The organism is Elusimicrobiota bacterium (assembly GCA_026388155.1).
Taxonomy (GTDB): domain Bacteria; phylum Elusimicrobiota; class Elusimicrobia; order Elusimicrobiales; family UBA9959; genus UBA9634.
Window position 1 is genome coordinate 39,316 of record JAPLKI010000017.1, and the last position, 19,073, is coordinate 58,388.

General features: G+C 52.5%; 19 protein-coding genes and 1 pseudogene. 5 read left to right on the plus strand and 15 right to left on the minus strand.

Going from position 1 to position 19,073, the window contains the following annotated elements:
• Positions 1-2: 2 nt before the first annotated feature.
• Positions 3-1,802, minus strand: coding sequence for a tetratricopeptide repeat protein (locus NTX59_07580; protein MCX5785534.1), 1,800 nt, complete (start codon positions 1,800-1,802; stop codon positions 3-5).
• Positions 1,803-2,336: 534 nt separating this feature from the next.
• Between NTX59_07580 and NTX59_07585 the strand changes: the two genes are divergently transcribed.
• Genes NTX59_07585 through NTX59_07595 form a run of 3 tightly spaced genes read left to right on the plus strand, consistent with a single transcriptional unit; the run spans position 2,337 to position 3,462 of the window.
• Positions 2,337-2,615: a hypothetical protein gene (locus NTX59_07585; GenBank protein MCX5785535.1), complete on the plus strand. Its 279-nt coding sequence runs from the start codon at positions 2,337-2,339 to the stop codon at positions 2,613-2,615.
• A complete protein-coding gene (locus NTX59_07590) occupies positions 2,612-3,106 on the plus strand; it encodes a helix-turn-helix transcriptional regulator (GenBank protein MCX5785536.1) in 495 nt (164 codons plus the stop codon). Before NTX59_07585 ends, NTX59_07590 begins: the two co-directional genes overlap by 4 nt.
• Positions 3,103-3,462 (plus strand): type II toxin-antitoxin system PemK/MazF family toxin, encoded by a 360-nt coding sequence (locus NTX59_07595; GenBank protein ID MCX5785537.1) that lies wholly within the window; start codon positions 3,103-3,105, stop codon positions 3,460-3,462. Before NTX59_07590 ends, NTX59_07595 begins: the two co-directional genes overlap by 4 nt.
• Before the next feature lie 59 nt (positions 3,463-3,521).
• On the opposite strand, the gene NTX59_07600 is transcribed toward NTX59_07595, so the two are convergent.
• From NTX59_07600 to NTX59_07615, 4 genes are all read right to left on the minus strand, one after another.
• The gene (locus tag NTX59_07600; GenBank protein ID MCX5785538.1) at positions 3,522-3,728 is read right to left on the minus strand and encodes a hypothetical protein; all 207 of its coding nucleotides are present in this window, start codon (positions 3,726-3,728) and stop codon (positions 3,522-3,524) included.
• A gap of 71 nt (positions 3,729-3,799) precedes the next feature.
• Positions 3,800-4,684 carry a hypothetical protein gene (locus NTX59_07605; GenBank protein MCX5785539.1) on the minus strand — a complete coding sequence of 295 codons (885 nt, stop codon included), beginning with the start codon at positions 4,682-4,684 and terminating at the stop codon, positions 3,800-3,802.
• Complete coding sequence (locus NTX59_07610) at positions 4,681-5,748, minus strand: hypothetical protein (protein ID MCX5785540.1); 1,068 nt, start codon at positions 5,746-5,748, stop codon at positions 4,681-4,683. The genes NTX59_07605 and NTX59_07610 overlap by 4 nt, the downstream gene beginning before the upstream one ends.
• A gap of 404 nt (positions 5,749-6,152) precedes the next feature.
• Entirely contained in the window at positions 6,153-7,205 is a 1,053-nt protein-coding gene (locus tag NTX59_07615; GenBank protein MCX5785541.1) for a reverse transcriptase domain-containing protein, read from the minus strand.
• Between the two features lie 187 nt (positions 7,206-7,392).
• Between NTX59_07615 and NTX59_07620 the strand changes: the two genes are divergently transcribed.
• Positions 7,393-7,803: a hypothetical protein gene (locus NTX59_07620; protein MCX5785542.1), complete on the plus strand. Its 411-nt coding sequence runs from the start codon at positions 7,393-7,395 to the stop codon at positions 7,801-7,803.
• A 158-nt stretch (positions 7,804-7,961) separates the two neighbouring features.
• Here NTX59_07620 and NTX59_07625 read toward each other — a convergent pair whose 3' ends face one another.
• The 10 genes from NTX59_07625 to NTX59_07670 all read right to left on the minus strand — a co-directional run bounded on the left by NTX59_07625 (position 7,962) and on the right by NTX59_07670 (position 18,119).
• Positions 7,962-8,117 carry a hypothetical protein gene (locus NTX59_07625; protein ID MCX5785543.1) on the minus strand — a complete coding sequence of 52 codons (156 nt, stop codon included), beginning with the start codon at positions 8,115-8,117 and terminating at the stop codon, positions 7,962-7,964.
• A 232-nt stretch (positions 8,118-8,349) separates the two neighbouring features.
• On the minus strand, positions 8,350-8,703 hold the full coding sequence (avd, locus tag NTX59_07630) for a diversity-generating retroelement protein Avd (GenBank protein ID MCX5785544.1): 354 nt from the start codon (positions 8,701-8,703) through the stop codon (positions 8,350-8,352).
• Positions 8,688-9,005, minus strand: coding sequence for a hypothetical protein (locus tag NTX59_07635; GenBank protein ID MCX5785545.1), 318 nt, complete (start codon positions 9,003-9,005; stop codon positions 8,688-8,690). Before NTX59_07635 ends, avd begins: the two co-directional genes overlap by 16 nt.
• A gap of 450 nt (positions 9,006-9,455) precedes the next feature.
• Entirely contained in the window at positions 9,456-10,400 is a 945-nt protein-coding gene (locus tag NTX59_07640; protein ID MCX5785546.1) for a hypothetical protein, read from the minus strand.
• Between the two features lie 39 nt (positions 10,401-10,439).
• Complete coding sequence (locus tag NTX59_07645; GenBank protein MCX5785547.1) at positions 10,440-11,525, minus strand: TonB family protein; 1,086 nt, start codon at positions 11,523-11,525, stop codon at positions 10,440-10,442.
• Positions 11,526-11,660: 135 nt separating this feature from the next.
• Positions 11,661-12,080 (minus strand): biopolymer transporter ExbD, encoded by a 420-nt coding sequence (locus NTX59_07650; GenBank protein ID MCX5785548.1) that lies wholly within the window; start codon positions 12,078-12,080, stop codon positions 11,661-11,663.
• A gap of 105 nt (positions 12,081-12,185) precedes the next feature.
• On the minus strand, positions 12,186-12,614 hold the full coding sequence (locus tag NTX59_07655; protein ID MCX5785549.1) for a biopolymer transporter ExbD: 429 nt from the start codon (positions 12,612-12,614) through the stop codon (positions 12,186-12,188).
• A gap of 75 nt (positions 12,615-12,689) precedes the next feature.
• Positions 12,690-13,307 (minus strand): MotA/TolQ/ExbB proton channel family protein, encoded by a 618-nt coding sequence (locus NTX59_07660; GenBank protein MCX5785550.1) that lies wholly within the window; start codon positions 13,305-13,307, stop codon positions 12,690-12,692.
• A gap of 139 nt (positions 13,308-13,446) precedes the next feature.
• Positions 13,447-16,836, minus strand: a complete 3,390-nt coding sequence (locus tag NTX59_07665; protein ID MCX5785551.1) for a tetratricopeptide repeat protein — start codon at positions 16,834-16,836, stop codon at positions 13,447-13,449.
• A gap of 146 nt (positions 16,837-16,982) precedes the next feature.
• Complete coding sequence (locus tag NTX59_07670) at positions 16,983-18,119, minus strand: hypothetical protein (GenBank protein MCX5785552.1); 1,137 nt, start codon at positions 18,117-18,119, stop codon at positions 16,983-16,985.
• 478 nt (positions 18,120-18,597) lie between these two features.
• On the opposite strand from NTX59_07670, the pseudogene NTX59_07675 reads away from it, so the two are divergent.
• Positions 18,598-18,969 (plus strand): annotated as a pseudogene (locus NTX59_07675) (type II toxin-antitoxin system VapC family toxin).
• Positions 18,970-19,073 lie beyond the last annotated feature (104 nt).

Sequence of the window (19,073 nt, forward strand, 5' to 3'; positions counted from 1 at the left end):
CCTTACTTCTGCAGCCAGGGCAGAAGCGCCTGGGAACTGGCGCGGGCTTCCATATAGTCAGGCTTAAGTTCCAGGGCTTTATCGTAATGGGCCCTGGCTTTCCGGAAAAGTTCACGGGCCTCGTCTTTTTGCCCCCAGACATATACGACTTCGCCCTTTTGCTTGCAGGCCAGCGCCAGATTATAGTGAAGCTTCGCGGCCTCGGGCTCCTGCAGGAGAGCCGTCTCAAAGGCTGAGATGGCCCCGTCGTAACGTCGCTCTTTGGCGAAAATGATGCCGATGTTCACCAGAGCGTCCAAATCTCCCGGGTCGCGTTTAGCGGCCTCCTGGAACGCAAATTCTGCCGATTTCAGGTTTCCCGATCCCATGTAGGCCAGTCCCAGAACGTTATAGGGAAGGGGGAACTTGTCGGTGGTCGGAGACAACCTGAGGGCCTGCAGGACCAGGTCCCGCGCTTCCTGAAATTTCTTGCGCTCCACCAGCGCCTGGGAGGCATTGACCATGGCCCGGATGGAATCGGGGGAAGTTTCCGCGGTCCTAAGAAAAAGGGTATTGTCGTCCTTCCAATCCCGGTTGCGCACGAAGCTGCGGCCGGCGTAAAAACAGAGGATCAGGGCGGCAAGAGCTATCAAGGGGCGCCGGCCAAGCTTCGAGAGGGCCATGGCCACAAGCAGGCAGAAACCTATAGACGGGAGATACACGAGCCTTTCACCCATGATGGTGCCGATGGGGAAGGGAATGTTAGAGACCAGCGTGAAAGTCAGCAGGAAGAATCCGGCGGAAAACAGGACTTCCCGGCGTTTTTGGGACCATTTCCAGATAAGGCCGCAGGCAGCGGCGAGTACCGCGGCCGCGAAAATATTCCGGAAAGCAAAAACCCCGAGGAGCGGGATGGCGTTAGGGGAGTAGTCGGCCGAAAGCGTCCAGGGCAGAAGGCAAAGCAGCAGGTAGCGCCACAGTATATAAAGGGCGTTCGAGAATCTTTCCGGAAACGGCATGGCGGCCAGGGGGTTGTCGAGGGCCAGCGCGGATTTCCCGGCAAGGACAGCGGCATCGCCGTGGCAAAAGGGAACGCTCAGGCGGGGCACAAATGCCCCGATAGCCATCTCACGGTAAATAATATACCCGGCCGCGATAGCCGCGAGCAGTATGCAGTCGCGCCAAATGCGCCGCCAGTCGGGGCGGCCCGGAAACTTGACCCAGGCTATCAGAGGAACCAGCAAAATGAAAGGAACGGCGCTTTCCTTGGAGAGCAGGCCGAGACCGAAGAAAACCATGGCCCGGAAGCGCCAGCCGCGCCCATAGGCCAGGCAGGCGAGCAGCACGAAGAACGTGGCCAAAAGATCGGCCCGGCCCACAATGGAATTGAGAACCTCGGTATGGATGGGATGGAGGGCGAAAAGAAGTCCGGCGACCATGGGGACGGGTCCGGCGAGTCCCAGAAACTCGGCCAGATGGACCGTCAGGACGCAGTTGGCGGTGTGTATAAGCAGGTTGAAGGCGCGAAAGTCCGCGGGATTGGATCCTTTCAGCTTCCAATTGAGGGCGAAACTCGTGGAGGTCAGCGGCCTCCAGACTATATCATCCTTGTCCGGAAACCATGAGGAATGCCGCGTCCATATTCCCTTGAAATCCGCCCGGGTCACCATCTTATTTTCCACGATGACCCGGCGGTCGTCAAAGACGAATGCGTTGGGCAGAGAGTTCGCGAACGCGGCGGCCACCGCGGCCGCAAGTACCGCGGCTTCGAGCCAGCGTTTGAGCGTCGCGCTTTCTGGATTATTCCGGCTGATCTGCGGCATGAAGGCTATTATACTTTTTCATTCAGGCAACATTGTACTCCGCTGCCTCGAATTAAAGCCCATATAAATATTGTAAAATTAGCAATACAAACGCCGACGTAGCTCAGCGGTAGAGCAACCGCCTTGTAAGCGAAACTCGTATTATGATGGCGTTTGACAGTTTCGGTTCCCCGTCGTAAATTCCAAACCCCACTTTGACCGTGTATGCCAGTTTATGATGGGCCGGGTTTCCCGAGTTGCACCAAAAATTGCACCACTTTTGAAGAGATGTGCCTCATGGTGTGGGCACATTGCTTTTTACAATTCGAGATAACTTACTTTGAAAAGCCGATAATGAATACCCGCAAAAATTCTTCCTAATCCCTATCAATAAGAGTTCCTCCCGGCGCTCACAGTTGCCCCGGAGCCCTCCTTCACTTCTGTTTCGCCTCATTCGTCTTCCCCTGTTTATTACTCTCCAAGGATTTTGGGTACTCGCCTTTACCACTTCTTGACAAATGTATCATTTGTGATACAATATAACAGGAGGATACCATGAAAACTATTTCTGCCAATCACGATCTTCTGGGTATTGTCGCAATCGGGAGCATTATCGGCAATCTGGTTCAGGCCAATGAAATGACCACCGTCAAAATAGAGCGTAATAAACTGATCGCCATGTATCACAAACTGGTGGAGCATTATAAAATGCTCTATCGTGAGTATGAGGCCTTTCGGCAGGTTAATGAGCATCTTCGTGTGGAGGTTGTCGCACTGCGCGCCGAAAATAGCAATCTGCTCGGTAAGATTGCGGCAAAGGAGCCAGCCAAATGACCGTGCCGATCACTCAGCTATCAACGGGCGAAAGACGCTTGTTCGATAATTCCAAACGAATTATCGGGGTACTCAACCAAGCATTCAACCCGCAGATTCTTCAAGGTTTGAAGCAGATTATTACCTTTCCTGCCGCTGGCGTGATCAACCGCAGGGGCAGAATTTATATTCAAACCAAAGCAAGTAAAGGCGGCGCTCTGGCCTGGTCCATAGGCCAAAAGATTCGGACCGCGCGTGAGAGAAAGAATTTGACCCAAGAAGACTTGGCAAAGCTGACTGGGATTGCTCGGGCAAATATCGCCCGTTTTGAAACCGGTCGCCACGCGCCCAAGATAGCAACTGTCCAGCGCGTGGCCCGATCACTTGATTTAAAAACAACAGATCTATTAAAAATGCCGGGGCACGAAAAAACAAGGGAAGATTCAGATTGGATCAACGCTGACATGGACGAGTGGTCCAAATCGCTTGAGAGGGAGGACCGCAAGTCATGAGCAAGGTTCTTACCGGTGAAGTTTACAACGCAAACCTTGAACCCGTCCGTGGATCTGAGCAGGGCAAAACACGGCCAATTGTCGTCTTTCAGAATCCGGACCTGGCACGGTTCACCTCCACGGCACTTTGTATCCCTTTAACATCCAATATTAAACGCCTCGGCCTGCCCGGCACATGTCTTATTAGACAGGGAGACGGGGGGCTTTCGCGGGACAGCGTGGCTCTGGCCTTTCAGATGCGGGCGCTTGACGCCGCCCGCCTCGGTCCGCACATAGGGAAGCTATCTTCGTCAACAGTGGAAGCCTTGACCGATGCTGTCCTTAACGCACTGGGAATCAGCGTAGAGCAACCGTAACCCGCACCCGTTCTTCTTCTACAGATAACTTGTCTCTTTACCAGTCCAAATTTTCTTCCTTAACTTTCGAGGTCGCTCTCCAACTGCGCCATGGCACTGCCGGCATTGGTAAAGCCTTGCGCCGCCATCATACCCTTTATATTTTCTTCCAGCGCCGCCTTATTAGCGCTTGCAAGGCGGTAGATTTCCGGGAGAACAGATTTTTTCACCGTCTTTCCCAGAACAACTATTTCCTCGCTTATGACAGCTCCGTTTTTGTTTTTCATAAGACCCCCTTTCAAGACACTTTTCCATCACCAATAATTCACGGCAGGTTATGACATCCCACCATGCCAAATTACAAATCTGGCAACAGGGCGGCAAGGTCCTCTATAAACGGTTCCAGGTATTTGTCGTAAAGGTCCCGTTCCCGCTTATAGGCTTCGTTCTCTCTAAGGCGCAGCAGGCCTAAAGCGGTCCGGGCGGAAAAATCAGTTTTACGGATTTCGGCGGCTTTATTTATGTAAGGGCGGGCGGCGCGGGCGGCCAAATGCTCTTTGGCGTCCGTCCAGTCTACTTCGCTCATTCTGACTACTGTCGCGAAAATATCCCAGGCGTGATAGCGCCCTAAATCTCTTGCCTCATCGTTTTTCCTGTCATTAAATGCGTGGAACTTAAGGATCAGGAAATTGAAAGCCGACGGGATAAAGAGGATTTTGTTTTTCAGAGTGAGCGAAGGTTCAAGGCGTCCGGGGTCTATGAACAGCTTTCCGAATTCTATTCCCTCTGATTCATCCGTTAAGTAGGCATGAATACCCGCCGCGCCCTTGGGTTTGATCCGCAGCCCATGAACGGACACCAGGGACAGATCTTCATCGCGCGGCGGGGCGGCAAGAAGGTCTATTTTAATTGTTCGTTCCTGACCATAAAGCATGATTTTCTTCGCAAATTGGAAGTTTTTGGCTTCCGGCAAAACATTGTAGCCCAAATGGCCAATCACCCGCCTGAGACTTTCAATTTTTCCGGCGTCGATGATAAGCCGGGAAGACAGAAATATATCCAGGTCCGCGGTTGAGCGCGCCGGGAGGTCGAAAGGGTAACGCGGATTGCGGACGCTCAGGAATTTCTGGCGCAGATAGAGGCACATGCCGCCGCCAAGGATGATTGGAATGTTTTCCGTGTCCAGTTCCCTGGCCAGTTCAGCCAGATGGTAGACCAGCGGATCGTTATCACCAGCGGTCATTTTGACCTCCCTAATATAACCTCGCGCACCCCGGCCGCAATTTCACGTTCTCTTTTGTCCAGCCTGGAAAGTTCCAGCCAGCATTGCACCGGCGAGGCCCAGCGCAAGCCGTTGTTTTCCCTGGTGTCGAAATAAGGGAACTCGGCATCAGTCTTTTGCGCCAACACATTATAAAACCGGTCATCCTGGTATTTCAACAGGGAAGCGTCATCCGTGACGTATAGTTTTAACACCGAGGCGTCGGCCATGACGGCGTAACGCCGCGCAGAGCTCTCCCCTGAGATAACCCACCGGCCTCCCTTTAAAGCGCCGGCCAGTTCATCCGTCATCTTTAAATCGGTTTGGCCGGTTATCCCCGGGATCTTCAACTTTACCGAACCCAAAATTCTCGGCGGACGGTAATTTTCACCGAGTTTTTGCAAGAGCTTCTCCGGCTGAAGCAGGGATATCCCGTCAGCCCCCTTCTCGATAATCAATTCTTCCTCAAGACCTTTGAGGACTTTGGATACTGCGGACATGGAAAGGCCACCACCAAGATTATTTATACCGGAAAAAACCTCATTAACAGATTGGAATCGGCGGGCGGCAGCGAGAAAGAGTCTTCCCACCAGTGAACTACTGCCGGCAAAAATGTTTTTAATCGGCTGGGATTCGGGGAAGCTGTTTTTCCGGTCCAAACGCATGGCTATCATATCCGGGACCTGTATAAGATAGTTGCCGTTCAAATCAATACCGTTTACCTTCTCACTGTTAAGCAATTCCACAATACTGGGGGACAGATACGGGACAATGAGCAAAAAGTTTGAACCGGCGGAAACAGCCATTTTTTTGATGCGCCAGAGGGTTTCCTCTATTATCTTTGGGGCAGTCCTGTTTTTGATTTCCGCAAAGAAAACAACATTGCGGTTTTGCAAGCCTAAAGTTACTCTGACATCCGGCCTATAGCCCAAGCCGACCACTGGCTGCTCCTCTATCGAAACGATCTGAAGAGGGGCATAGAGACTTTTTTGGCTTTCAATCCTGGCTAAAATTTCTTTTCCAGTGAGTAGGGGCGAAAATGTCATAATTATCTCCTATATAGGAATATAGCACAAAATAGGAAATATTTCAAGGTCTTTTTCTTATTTATACCGTTTTCCTATATAGGAAACAACCCTTGCGGCGGCACCATACGCTTAGTTTATCATAAATCCTTCATATATTCGACCAAATCAGTCCTGGGGGTATAATCAATGGTTTTTATAGCGTCGTTCTGCCGGCTGTCGATATCGCGCACCCGGCCGGGCGCGACGCCGGTTTCATGGAAAAGCAGGAATTCCCGGTTTTTTAAACGGCCATAATCTTCGGGCGCAAAAGCATGGTGCTGTTTTTCAACCTCGGATGTCGTGCTTGAGGAACTCTTATCCCCGGTTGAAACGGATTTCTGTTTCTCATCATATCACATCTTTTTCGAGGGCGGTCCCTGGAATTAAAAAATTTCCAGCTCCAGTAAATCCCGGGTAAGTTTATTCGCGTCGGCGTGCGAAGTGTAGGCGCAAAAACTCATTACGGACTGCTTTATATCCCGCACATGAATTCGTCCGCGTTTAAAAAGCTCGCGCAGTTTCCGGTTCCGGGACCGGAAGCGGAAAATATTGCGCCGCCTGACCCGCACACGCTCCGGAAACACTGTATACCCCACCCAGTCAATTCCGCATTTCACAGGGGAAACCGTCCGTTTTTCCGGGTGAACGCGCAATCTCAATTTTTCAGCCAAGAACGCCTCAATTCGGGAAAGGACAAACCATAACTCTTTTTTATCCGGTCCGAAAAACAGAAAATCGTCCATATAGCGCAGGTATGGCTTCCAACGCAGTTCCTGTTTGACAAAATAATCCAGCTCAGTCAGATAGATATTGGAAAACAACTGCGAAGTAAGGTTACCTATTGGAATGCCGGTAGGCCGCTGAAGCGCGAACAGGTCGTCATTTGGGAAATAACTCCTGAAACGCTTGTCTTCGGAGGAACCAAGTATCTCGGCGATTAAGGCCAGCACCCGTTTATCGGCTATCCGGCGGCCCAGCGTATTAAGCATAATAGCGTGGTCCACGCTATAAAAAAACTTGGAAATATCCGCCTTAAGAACATAACCGGTTGAAAAACGGCGCGCAAGCGCGCTGCACCGCGCCAGAGCCGCAAAAGTTCCCTTGCCTTTGCGGCAGGCAAAGCTGTCTGGGATGAAACGGGCTTCAAATATCGGCTCAATAATGTTGCAAAGCGCATGATGTACCACCCTGTCACAAAAGCGAGCCGCCTTTACCTGGCGGCGCTTCGGGTCCCTGACCTCAAATTCTCTGTAAGGCCCGTGACGATATGTTCCGTCCAGCAGTTCCGCCTGAAGTTTAAAAATTTCCCGCTCTCTGTTATAGGCGAATCCGGCGCAGTCCAGACGCAGGCTTTTCCCCTTGGCCGCCTTGCGGAAGGCCTCATACATATTTTCAAAGGAACACACTTGCTCATAAAGTAATTTATAGGTTTTCATCCTCCACTCCCATGGGCCTTTTGGCCCTTACGCGGTCAACTGAAATCTTGTAAAATAATCGCATGGCAGAACTTAGTTGGGACTGACTTGCCACAAAAGACGATATAAACCGGATATTGGACGCGCTAAACAAGCTGGCCGTTATAATAAAGGATGATCGCAATGCATTCGCCTGGGAACTCAAAGAATGGAAGAAAAGAATTGGAGGGAAAAAGTTATGGCGGATAATCAATGGGAAAACCAGCCAGCCACAAAAGGCGACTTGCAAGCTGTTAAAGGCGACTTGCAGGCCGTTAAAACCGAACTGAAAACTAATATGGACCTTTTGGACCAGAAAGTGAATACGCTGGACCAGAAAGTAAACACACTGGGTGTTGAACTGGCTAAAACGCATTTGCATATAGACCGGGCAGAAAACAATATGATGACAGCGCTCAGAGGTTTCAAAAGCGAAATCCTGTCCGCGATAGACAAATTCGCGGGCGAAGCCAGGAATTATAGAAGAAGGGATCTGGAACGCGGCCATATGCTGATGGAGCAACACGATAAGCTGCAAAACCACGAAAGCCGTATTACCCTGCTGGAAACCCCAAAATAATAATCCAAATCGCCCGGTTCGGCCGTTCGTCCGCCTGAGGCGGACTACCAGGCCTCCCCGGGGCGCTTCGTTTTTCTCATCTCCCCAAACTTGGGGAGGTGAAAGGAGCAGGTCTGCCGTAGGGAGGGTTGCGCGGAACGCGCCTCCGTAAAGACGCGTCATCTGGCACAAGCGCTCGCGATAAAACAATACGAGCGCTCCCCTCTGCCGCAGCGGAACCCGATGTTGTCGTTCGAGTTGGACGGGGCGTTGTTCGCGTTGAAGGCGAACACCCCGTCGTTCGCGCCGTTGTTCCAGTTGCCACCCCGGATCACCGCTTTCTTTCGGACCTGCCCCTCTGTCGCACCCCGCGCCGCACTGCACAGCGCGCGGGGCGGATTAACCGCCGGGCTTTATAAGGTGGCGCCCGGTGCTCCACAAGGAGGGCTCTGCCCTCCGTTAACTCGTCGCTTGCTTCCTGCGCTTCGCTTGGTCGCTGCGCTGAACCTCCCGAAGCAGAAATCTCCTAAACAACAAGGAAAACTAATTCTCCATACTCTCTTACTTTTATTTCAGCAGCACAGCGCCGCCAAAACGTTTATTCCAGCCGCCCAGCAGGCGGCCAGCCTCGTCGACCATTTTTGAACCATATTCATACTGCTTGATGGCGATATATCTCATTTCAAAGGACAGGCGCAGCCAGATCCGCAGTTTTTCAAGGGCCAGAACGGCTTTTTTTAATGGCTCGGTTTTATCAACGCTTTCATTGGCCTCGATAACCGCCTCAAGAAAGTCCAGCGCCGCATTCTCCGTTTTCTGCGCCAGCACAAACTTCTCCGATTTCGGGAATTTGGCCGTCACCAGATGAATCCATTTTAAAAGCTCATACGCTTTTTGGAAAACTATCAGGTCTTTGAGCATTTTATTATTTCCGAAACTTCCCTTTTAACTCCGCCGCCATCCAGCTTTATCTGGCTGCAAACCGCGACTGAAAAGCCCGCTCTCACAAGTTTGCCTATATACTTATCCAGCCCGCTTTTGGGAAAACCGCAAAAATACAGCGGCGCGTCGGCGTTTCCTTCAACACGCAGTTTAAGGCCCAGCGCGTCACTTACTTTTTTAGCGTCTTCAAACATTATCCTGTAGAAAATCCCGGCCTGAAAAAGCAAGATCTCGTCCGCGTGTTTTTCCTTGGTTGTTTTATATTCTTCGCTAATGCTCATAAAAATACCGCCTTTTTACCCTCACACCAACCCGGTTGGTGTGAGGGCGGGTTTGCATCGAAATATACGCTCGCCAGTACAACGCGCGCCCGCTGGCCGCTTGATGCACATCGTGCGTGTTGCGGCACCTACGCAAGTATTGAAATAGCGGGCGGAAGTTTGTGGGTGAATTTTGTCGGCCGTCTGATGGGCATAGTCCCGCCCTTTTGGGCTGAACATTATAACCCAAAAAAGCGGGGCATAACCCCCGATACGGCATCTGCGCAAGCATTGACAAAAGCCTGAAAAAATGCCAAAAAAATCTAGGCAGGCAGGCAGGCAGGCAGGCAGGCAGGCAGGCAGGCAGGCAGGCAGGCAGGCAGGCAGGCAGGCAGGCAGGCAGGCAGGCAGGCAGATGAATTTTTAACGATAAGTTGTCCATATATTAACATGCACAGAAAGCACGAAAACCTACTTATTCGCCAGCATTATGTCAACGCGCTGCTGTGAGAAAGTGTCCGCAAAACCCTCGCAGGAAATTATATTTTCCGCCGCCATTAACCCGGTTTTAAGATATTTCCTTATCAACTCCGCCTGCAAGTCCGCCAGCTCCTTTGTTTGCGCGTACACACTCACTTTCATCGGCAGGCCGTAATAGCGCCTTTTGACAAGGTCGGTCGCGGCGTCCAGCATGGCTTCCCCGTCCGGTGTTTCTATGTTTTTAAGCGCTTTGTCAGACCCGAAAACCACAGCCGAATCCAGGCCGATGCCGGTACCGCCTTCCTTCTGAAAAACCATAGCGGTGTACTTTATACGCTCGCCTATCGCCGTTTTGGATGAACCATCCCCGTCCACGAACACATATACGGGAGCGTAGCTGTGCCCGGCCTTCAGCCAGTCATGCCGGTCGTTTTCACCGCTCCAGTTTATAGTTTCAGGCGGAAAGCCCGCGCCGCCGTACTTTTGAAAGATTTTACCCTCCTCGTCGGTTACGGACAGCGTCCATTGTATTTCTTTAGAGGTGCGGCCGCTGTCTGCGCGGCCGAACAACTCTTTGAATTTTTTCCCGGGATAAAACGTGATAACCGGCATATCGCCGAACCCCGTGCGCCAGGGCTTTATAACGCGGAAACTGGAAATTGTTTCAGGATAGTTTCTGGAATAGCCGGCAAAATCGCCGGACTCAAAAAGAAACAGTTCCGTATCCGGCTCCAGTGATTTTTCAATACTTTCAAGTTCATCGGTTTTAATTTCAAGCGGCGGTTTTTTTGTGCGCATTTCCGAGTCGGTTTCGGATTTTATGACCACTTCCCGGGGAATTGAATCATAAGCCGCAGTGGAGGCGTTTACTTCCGCGCCCGCGGCCAGCGGCGGGGCCGCCAGGATAAGGATAAATACACCGGTAAATTTCAACATAAATAAGACTCCTTTATTTAGGGCTCGTGGTCACAAGCCCTAATTCACGAATCTGAAAGTTATAACTCCCCACTGGTTTGACGCCGGGCCGTCCAACGGCTCAAATGCCCATTGTTTTATGGCTTCAACGGCCAGCCTGTCCAGGGCGCCGTAGCCGGAACTGCTCTCCACCGTTACGGTATCAAGTACGCGGCCTAAGTTGTCAACATAAAATTTAAGCGCCACAACGGCTTCAAGCAGGCCGCGCTCACGCGCCCAGGCGGGGAAGGGCGGAGCGTAATACCTGAGTATTTTACGCTTTGAAAGCGGACCGGTAATTTTAATTTTCTTTTTTCCCTCATCCGCCGTTTTCAGCCCCCCCGCCCTGTCCAACAGGGCGGAAGCCGAAATGACAGGCTGAGCGCGGCGGGGGTTTATGGCCGCCTCTTTGGCCTGCCTGGCCTCCGGCAGGCGCTCAGGCGCGGCGGGAATTGCCCGCGCGGCCTCATGGGGCGCGATTATTGAACCGGCTCTGCCTGAGAGAGCCTGCGGAGCGGCCGCGGCGGACGCGGCCCGCCTGATGGCGATGTCAAGTTCCGCCATGTCGCGAGGCCGTACCGCCTCGCGCGATTCGTCGTCAAATTTAAGATTTTCAGGCAGTTTAGGCGCTTTTTTCAGCCCCACCTCTTCCAGCTCAATTTTTGGAGCGAGCGCCGCCTGTCCGCGTTCCGGCGCCATGACAAGCGCGGCGTCCTTAATAGCGGAAGCGGCCCGCCTGGAACCAGCCATGTCCAGCTTTTCTTCCACTTTCAGCTTGCCCTCCCGTTCCGAAAGTTTTTGCGGAAGCTCAAAAATCCTGCGGCGGCTTTCCGGCGTTTTTATATCCAGGGCGGGCATTTCCGGCGCGGCCGGCCGGGTAATTTGCGGCAGGGCGAGTTTGAGGAATTTAAAAATTTTGTTCCGCGCCGGGCCCGCCTGCGCGCGGGCGGCTTTTTCCTGCATTATAAGGTCGACATTGCCGATTACTATCTTCCTGGTTTCAGGGCGCAAAAGGATGAATTTCAGGCACAAAAAAAACAGAAGCCCGTGGAAAGCCACGGAGCCGGCCAGGGAAAACCAGACCAATTTATCAGACTGCGGGTGCATAATTTATTTTACTGCTTGGCGGCTAGGCGGCGAGGCAGCTTGGCAGCCATAAGATCTGTAAACCTTAAAAAACTGTCCAGCTTTCCAGCTGCCTCGCCGCCCGGCCGATTTTTAAATCCTCATTAACGGAATTCACTATTTACCCTTCTTCAGCTGCTCGGTGGCGATGGTAATGTTTACGGCGCCGGCGGCTTTGGCTTTAGCCATCACATCGGTAAGAATGCCGAAGCCGGCATTCTTATCGGCCTTTATAACCACAACCTTAAGGTCGCTGGCGCCAAGCGCCTTATCGATCCCCTTAAAAAGCTCTTCTTTCGTTTTAAAAACCACTTCATTTACGGAATACTTTTCACCGTCGGAGATGGAAATTATTATTTTCTCCTTTTCCTCCCCTTCCTGCGTGCGGGCGGCGGGCAAATTAACCTTGAACGCCGGTTCGGAGAGAAGCGGAGCCGTAACCATAAAAATAATAACCAGCACCAGGCAGACATCCACCAGGGGAGTGATATTGATGCCGCTCGTTATCTCAGTGTTGTCATCAGTTTTGAAAGACATATATCCTTGCCAGGCCGCTAGGCGGCTGGGCAGCTGGGCGGCTTTTTAAGGTTTGCAGACCTTCTGGCTGCCTAGCCGTCCAGCTGTCCAGCGGGCGCAGCGCCCTCAGTTCCTCATCAGCGCCATTTTGACGGCTCCAGCCTGTCTGGCCTCGTCGAGAAGCCCGACCACTTCCCCGACCTTATTGGCTTCGTCGGCTTTAACGATAACAAACTTGTCTTTGCTGGCGGACAGGGCGTTTAAAATCACTCCGCCGAAGTGCTCGGCGTCGGTTTGCGCGCCGTTAACGCTCAAAACGCCATCTTTTGTAAGTTTAACCTGCACGCTGTCGGAAAGCGACACCTTGCCTATCAGGGCTATCCGGGCGCCGGCTTTTTTTGACTGCAGAACCCTGATGCCCGCCTGCATGGCGAAAGGAGCGACGGCCATAAAAATAATGACCAGCACCAGACAGACATCCACCATAGGCGTAAGGTTGATTTCGGTTATGGGGCCGTCGGAATTATTTGAAGATATGGACATGTTTTCTGCCATATGCCATACGCTTTAGGCTATAGGCTTTAAGGACTTCCTTAGAGCTTATGGCTTACGGCTTATGGCTTAAAGCTTTCACTGGTTCCCTATCATTATCACCAGGCGCGTGGAAAAAATTTCAAGCTCGCTCGCCACCACTTTAAGCCTGCGGGTGAAATAATTGTAAACGATAACGGCAGGTATAGCCACCGCAAGGCCCGCCGCCGTGGCAACCAGGGCCTCGGCTATGCCGCGCGCCACAACCGTGGGGCCTCCAACACCCGAAAGCGCCAAATCCTGAAAAGCTTTTATGATGCCGACCACCGTGCCGAAAAGCCCGATAAACGGGGCGATATTGCCCATGGTGCCCAGCACTCCGAGGTTCTTTTCAAGCTCCAGGCGCTCCTCCTGGCGTTTTGTGGCCAGCAGTTCCTCAAGTTCTTTTTTGCGCATTGCCCTGTTCAACAGGGCATAATGCACGATTCTGGCCTGGGGCGAATCAATTCTGGAGGTGTATTCAAGGGCCTTGTCCACATTGCCCTTTTCAAGTATACCGTTGACATGCGCCATTAAATCCTCGGCTTTTTTCGGGCGCGACTTGCGGAAAACCCACCAGCGCTCAAAAGCGAAGGTAAAAGACAAAAGCGAGCAAAAAAACAAAATTACCAGCGTAAAGCTGCCCTTAAAAACCTCCAGAAAATTAATATGCGCCATATGGTTCTCCTTTTACTTACCCGAATCCTTGAAGGATTCGCCCGAAGGGCGAAAGTTGCGGTCAACTGCAACTTTCGGGCTTAGGCTGTTTTATCCTGCCTTTTACCTTTTACCGGTTATTGGTTACTTTCCCTTTGGACTATTGTCCGGCCTCTGTGGACGAAGACTTGGCCACGGCCGGGCGCTTCTTTGCGGCCTTTACCGGTTTTACAGTCTTTTTCTTTTTTTTAACCGCCGGAGAAGCGGTCTGGACCGGCGCCGCTTCTTCTCCGGCCTTTGGCGTTGTCTCATCCGCGCCGGCCCCCGCTGCGGGCGCCGTGGTTGTAACTGTCAGAGGGGAACCGGCGCCTTCCGCCGGATTTGTCACGGACGACACGACATCGTCGGCGTCGGAAGCCTGGGGGATGGCGCTCATTTTAAGCAGGGACCGCGCTTTTTCGGCCGCCGCTTTGGCCGTTTCCGGGTCGGCGGAGTTTTTGGATATATCGTCATAAACTCTGGCCGCCTCCGGGTAATTTTTTTCAGCCTCGTAAATTTCGCCGATTTTTATCAGGCCCTGCAGCCGCCATGGGCTTGAGTAGGGTTTTTGCAAAACCAGCCTGCCCCAGTAGTCCAGCGCCTCCTCCGGCTGTTTATTGTCGCTGTAAAGCTCGCCCATGCGGTAAAGCGCTTCCAGTGAATCCTCCCTGCCGGACGCCTGCCCGTAAATCTCCGTAAGAGTCTTCACGGCGGCGGAAACATCCCCCCTGTCTTTTTGCAGCTTGAAAATTTCCCACAAGGCGCTTAAAGCGTCGCCGGAGCTGCCCGCAAGATTGTAATATCTGCGGTAAGTTTCCTCCGCCGGGCCGCTTAAGCCGGTGTTTTTGTAGCACAGCGCAAGGTTAAAAAGCGCGGGTTGTGTATATTCGCTCGCGGGGTAAAGCTCGGCGAGCTTCGCGTACGCCTTTGAAGCCGGCTCGTAATTTTTAAGGTTGTAATACGCGCTGCCAAGCCGGAAAAGCGCCACCGGATGCTCTTTAGCGTCCGGGTAATTCACGGCAAAACGCTCAAAAACCTCCGCCGCGTTTTGCATGTCTCCGGTCTGAAAATACGCCTCGCCAAGATAAAACTGGGCGTCTTTTATTGAAGGATGGTCGACATAATCCACGCTGAATTTTTTAAGGTTTTCGGCGGAGAGCGCGTAATCCTTCTTTTCAAAAAGCCGCCTGCCGAGCCTGAACAGCGCCTCCCCCGAAGTCCGGTCTTTGGGCTCGCGCGCGGCCAGAGCGCCAAGCTCGGCCTTAAAATCAAGCCCGGCCGTCCGGTCAAAAGCGGCTTCCATCAGGTCAAAAGCATCCGCCGCCTCGGGAACGTCCGGCCATAGCGTGACCACGGTTTTTAACTGTTCCACCGCTTTCGCGTCTTCTTTCCGGTTGTAGTCAATTTGGGCCAGGCGCAGGTAGGCGAGCGCCAGCTGCTTGTTTTTCGGATATCTGGCGATAATCCCGTTATAGGCCGTCACGGCTTCGGCATATTTCTGCGCCCTGAACCAGGTATCGGCGCTTTGCAGCTCCGCGGTCTCGGTTTCAGGCGTCCCCGGATATTTTCTGGCAAGCTTGTCCCAGGTTTCAACGGCCTGGGTGTAATAATGCAGGCGGTAAAGCGCAAGGCCGGCCTTATAAAGCGCGGCGGGAGCGTATTTGCTTGAGGCGTTATCGGAGGCGAAAGCGTCGTAAAGGCCGAAGGCTTTTTTAAAATCCTTGGCATTGAAATAGCTGTCGGCGACCGACAGCGCGTCCGTGCCGGAGAGCGCCCCGGCATCCGGGAAAGCGGCTCTGGCGGTTTTGAGTTTTTCCCTGGCTTTGGCCGCGCCCGAGCTGTCGCCGGACAGCGCATAGCACCACACCAGGCCTTCCTGGGCGTAAAGCAAAGACACCTTGTCGGGGGAAAGCCGGGCCGCTGTGTTATAAATATTCTTCGCGTCGTCAAAAAGGTTCCGCGCCAGATAGGCCTCGGCGACATACAGCAGGCTCAGCGCCCGCCATTTGGACCCGGCAGGCGGAGGGTTTTTAAAAATAGACTGCACCTGGTAAGAGGTCAGGATACTGTTGTAATCGCCCCTGGCGTATTCCGTGCGGAGGATCATAAACAGCGCCTGCTCGGCGACCTCGCTTGAAGGCGCAAGGTCAACCGCGCTCTGGAAATTCCCCAGCGCCTCCTGCGGTTTTTTCAGCGCCAGGTTTGCGGCGCCCATCAGGTAATAAGCGTTTTTAGCGAGCGCATGCGCGGGATAAAGGCCGATAAAATTCCCCAGGGTCTGCAGGGCCCCCTGATAATCGCCCAGTAGGTACCGGCACCACGCGAGTTTATAAAAACTTGCAGGCGCCGCCGAAGAGGTGGGGTAGCCGGCGGTAATTTTTGCGTAAGCGGATAGGGCGTCGCCGGTCTGTTTGTTTGCGAGATAAGATTCGCCGATAAAATACCACGAGTAGGGCGCGAAATAATTAAACGGGCTTTTGTCTGTAACAGCCCGGAAATTCAGCCGGGCGTTCAGGTAATCTTTCCTGTTAAGCTGCGAAACGCCTATGCGGAAGACCGCCGCCGTTTTCAGCTTTGAGCCGGGATAGTTTTTAATGAAGTCCTGGTACTTGCTTATCGCGCCGTCAAAATCCCGCGCATAAAAAAAAGACTCGCATATAAGGAACTCCGCCTCCTCTATGGAATCAAATCCGGGGTAATTCTTGAGAAGTTTCCCGAAAACAGACGCCGCCATATCGGTTCTGCCCTCGTAAAGATAGGCCTTCCCCAGGAAAAACCGCGCCTGGGGAGTGTCAAGCCGTGAAAAAAGCTTCTGGCTGGCCGGGTAATTTTTCCGGCTCAGCTCTATTATGCCGCCGGCAAACACCAAAGCCGGGTCGGAAGCGTAGGCCAGATAGATCTCGCCAAAGTGAAAAAATATGTTTTGCGCGTTCCGGCGGCGGTTCAGGGCGATATTTGAGTAAACCTGTCCAAGCAGGCTTTCCGGCGCTATATAGCTTTTGGGGTAGTCGCTTTCCACTTTGGAAAATTCTTTAACGGCCTGTTCCCAGTCGCCCATGTTGTAATATGCCTCGCCTGCGCGATACAGGGCCGAAGCTTCAAGGCCGCTGCCGGAGTACCTGCCGGCCACCGAACCGTATATTTCCGCGGCTGAGTTGAATTCGGCCATGGAACCCGGCTTTGCGCCGGCCGGCCCGGCGGCGGGACCCCTTTTTGAAATTTTTTCCTGGTGAAGCAGCTCCAGCGCTTTGGACATGTGCGCTTCCCCTGTCATAAACAGGGCGTCCGCTGCCCTTTGGCTTTTCGGGTATTTTTTTATGAATTGCCGGAATGCCTCTATTACGGCCGCGCGGTCGGCGGAAGTCTGGTAAAGCGCGGAAATGGCCTGGAAAGCCGACTCATCCGCGCTAAGCTGCGGCGCCGCAAGCTGGGCGCGCGCCGGAAGGGCCGTTGCGGCAAGCAGAGCGGCCAGCAACACCGCTTTTCTGGAATTATATGGCATTTTTTTCATATTTTATCAAAACCGGCTGCTTCGTCCAGCTCTTTTGCCCCTGGCTTAGTTTAACCGCCTAAACTTTGGCATACGGCGCCAGTTGCTGAAGCAAAAGGGCTGGGCTTCGCGCATCACGATGATTAGAAAAGGCTCCTGCCGCCTTTTTAAGCAAAATACTTCTTTTTAATCCATTCGCTAAACCAGATGTCCGAGAACACCGCAACGCCGTCCTCCTTCTCAAGCAGACCTTTAGCCGTCAAAAGAGCCTCTGATTTCTGCACAGAGGACGCCGACCCCAGGCGGTAGGAACTGATAAACCCCATTGAGAACAAGTCGGTTCCACCGGATACGGCCATAGCCTGCAGCAGTTTCCGCTGTGAAAGCGCCAGCGAATCCCACATTGAAAGAAACATCGGAGACAGCCCCTGCGTAATCCGGCCGACAGCTTCGGCGACTGCGGAGCGCGGCACGTTTTTTATGTCCGCGCAGCCGCTCCATATTTCGTGGCATAAATGCAGCGTATAATACGGAACCACCCGCGAAACTCTTATTATCTCGTCCGTGGTCCCGGCGTCTATGGTCTTGCCCGAAGCCCCGAACTTGCCGGAAATGAAAGAGGCAAGCTCGCCCGGGGGGATTTTGCCCAGGAAAATAATTTTCCCCATTTTATAAAAAGGCTTGTTTTTATTTAACACCATGTCGGACATTATATGCTGCTTTGAACCGGCAAATAAGTAGCCCACATCCTTCTGGCGCTGGAAAACGGCTCTCATCGCCTTTTCAAGCGCTTCCCCTCCCACATTCCTTATTTCCTGGAATTCGTCAAAAAACACCGCGAATTTCTTCCTTTTCCTCTCCGCTGTTTTTTGCGGGATCTCCAGAAGATCCCTGATAAGCAGGGAAAGCTCCGGTTTCTTCGGGGCCGCCTCTATCCCCACCGATATTTCCCCTTCGGCGCTTATAGTGACGCTCGGCCGCAGCGAAGGGATAACTTCCCTGATAAAACCGATAATGTTTTCGGTTTTTGTTTCCGCCGCCCTCGCGACAGCCCTGGCGTAATGCGCCGCGAACTGCTCCACAGTGGAAACGTCATACATATCCATATAAGCGGTTATAACGCCGCGTTCTTTAAGCGCGGCCAGCGTGTTGAACGCCAGCGAAGTTTTCCCATACCGCCTTGGAGAAATAAGAAACACCCTCGCCCCGCTGTAAAGCTCATCCACAAGCTCTTTAAGCTCCGTTGTCCTGTCGGTGAAATCCGCGCCTGTAGCGACTTGTCCGTAATAAAAAGGGTTAAGCATACCGCAGCCTCCGTGCCCCGAATCAATTTATACCTTATGGTATTATACCAAAAAGTATAACCGAAATAATTACTGCGCCATGGCATCCCGGCAATTTCGTAAGCCGGCGTATCAGACTCTTGTTGCCTTTTCCGCACCCATGCCGGCAGATTGCTCCAAAAGAGCGGGGCTAAACGACAGGGCTAAACGAACTATTGACTTCCGGTATTTTCCGTTGTATACTTGACATTATGACGGTAAAAGAGAAAAAACGAATCGAAAACCTGCTGAAAGCGCGGCTAAAAGACAAAATTGCCATGAACAAAGCGTCCATGGGTATTGACGCCTTGCGCGCAAAATTTGGCCGCCCTTCCGCCGGGTTTGACTCATTGCGCCTTCTTAGACAGCTTCGCGCATCACGATGATTCACATTCTTGGCCGTCTGATGAGCATAGCTCCTGATACGGCACTGCCATAGGCTTGACGCTCCGTTGCCCTCAAATGGTTTGCCGATGAACAAGGCAGCGCGCGAGCCCTTGAGTACAGGGACATGCTTCTGGAAGGAAAGATTGTGCTGGCTTCCCCCGACTTGATGCTCTATGAAGTGGCTAATGTGCTGCATCTTAAAAAAGAGTTTACCGAAACCGCCGTAAAAGAAGCCTTGCGTTCCCTTCTGGATATCGGAGTGGAGATTTTTACTCCGACGGAAGAAATTCTGGATAAAGCCGTTCATTTCACTTTCCATACGAATCACTCTTTTTACGACTGTCTGTATATCGCTCTTGCAGCCAATCTTGGCGGACGCCTGCTTACAGCCGATGAAGCCTTGCATAAAAAAGCCCGCCTTTTCGTACCCACAACCCTGCTTTAAACTTAATATAAGGTAGACGCTACCTTTTCATAAGGTTTTTACCGCCTTTAAAAACGCGGATTTTTCTTTACGGCCCGCCTTCGGCGGGCAACTACCGGAAACTG

What these genes read in the sequence shown, in the direction of transcription:
- NTX59_07580 (MCX5785534.1), bottom strand. Translation starts at nt 1,802, where the DNA reads ATGCCGCAGATCAGCCGGAATAATCCAGAAAGCGCGACGCTCAAACGC.
- NTX59_07585 (MCX5785535.1), top strand. Translation starts at nt 2,337, where the DNA reads ATGAAAACTATTTCTGCCAATCACGATCTTCTGGGTATTGTCGCAATC.
- NTX59_07590 (MCX5785536.1), top strand. Translation starts at nt 2,612, where the DNA reads ATGACCGTGCCGATCACTCAGCTATCAACGGGCGAAAGACGCTTGTTC.
- NTX59_07595 (MCX5785537.1), top strand. Translation starts at nt 3,103, where the DNA reads ATGAGCAAGGTTCTTACCGGTGAAGTTTACAACGCAAACCTTGAACCC.
- NTX59_07600 (MCX5785538.1), bottom strand. Translation starts at nt 3,728, where the DNA reads ATGAAAAACAAAAACGGAGCTGTCATAAGCGAGGAAATAGTTGTTCTG.
- NTX59_07605 (MCX5785539.1), bottom strand. Translation starts at nt 4,684, where the DNA reads ATGACCGCTGGTGATAACGATCCGCTGGTCTACCATCTGGCTGAACTG.
- NTX59_07610 (MCX5785540.1), bottom strand. Translation starts at nt 5,748, where the DNA reads ATGACATTTTCGCCCCTACTCACTGGAAAAGAAATTTTAGCCAGGATT.
- NTX59_07615 (MCX5785541.1), bottom strand. Translation starts at nt 7,205, where the DNA reads ATGAAAACCTATAAATTACTTTATGAGCAAGTGTGTTCCTTTGAAAAT.
- NTX59_07620 (MCX5785542.1), top strand. Translation starts at nt 7,393, where the DNA reads ATGGAAGAAAAGAATTGGAGGGAAAAAGTTATGGCGGATAATCAATGG.
- avd (MCX5785544.1), bottom strand. Translation starts at nt 8,703, where the DNA reads ATGCTCAAAGACCTGATAGTTTTCCAAAAAGCGTATGAGCTTTTAAAA.
- NTX59_07635 (MCX5785545.1), bottom strand. Translation starts at nt 9,005, where the DNA reads ATGAGCATTAGCGAAGAATATAAAACAACCAAGGAAAAACACGCGGAC.
- NTX59_07640 (MCX5785546.1), bottom strand. Translation starts at nt 10,400, where the DNA reads ATGTTGAAATTTACCGGTGTATTTATCCTTATCCTGGCGGCCCCGCCG.
- NTX59_07645 (MCX5785547.1), bottom strand. Translation starts at nt 11,525, where the DNA reads ATGCACCCGCAGTCTGATAAATTGGTCTGGTTTTCCCTGGCCGGCTCC.
- NTX59_07650 (MCX5785548.1), bottom strand. Translation starts at nt 12,080, where the DNA reads ATGTCTTTCAAAACTGATGACAACACTGAGATAACGAGCGGCATCAAT.
- NTX59_07655 (MCX5785549.1), bottom strand. Translation starts at nt 12,614, where the DNA reads ATGGCAGAAAACATGTCCATATCTTCAAATAATTCCGACGGCCCCATA.
- NTX59_07660 (MCX5785550.1), bottom strand. Translation starts at nt 13,307, where the DNA reads ATGGCGCATATTAATTTTCTGGAGGTTTTTAAGGGCAGCTTTACGCTG.
- NTX59_07665 (MCX5785551.1), bottom strand. Translation starts at nt 16,836, where the DNA reads ATGAAAAAAATGCCATATAATTCCAGAAAAGCGGTGTTGCTGGCCGCT.
- NTX59_07670 (MCX5785552.1), bottom strand. Translation starts at nt 18,119, where the DNA reads ATGCTTAACCCTTTTTATTACGGACAAGTCGCTACAGGCGCGGATTTC.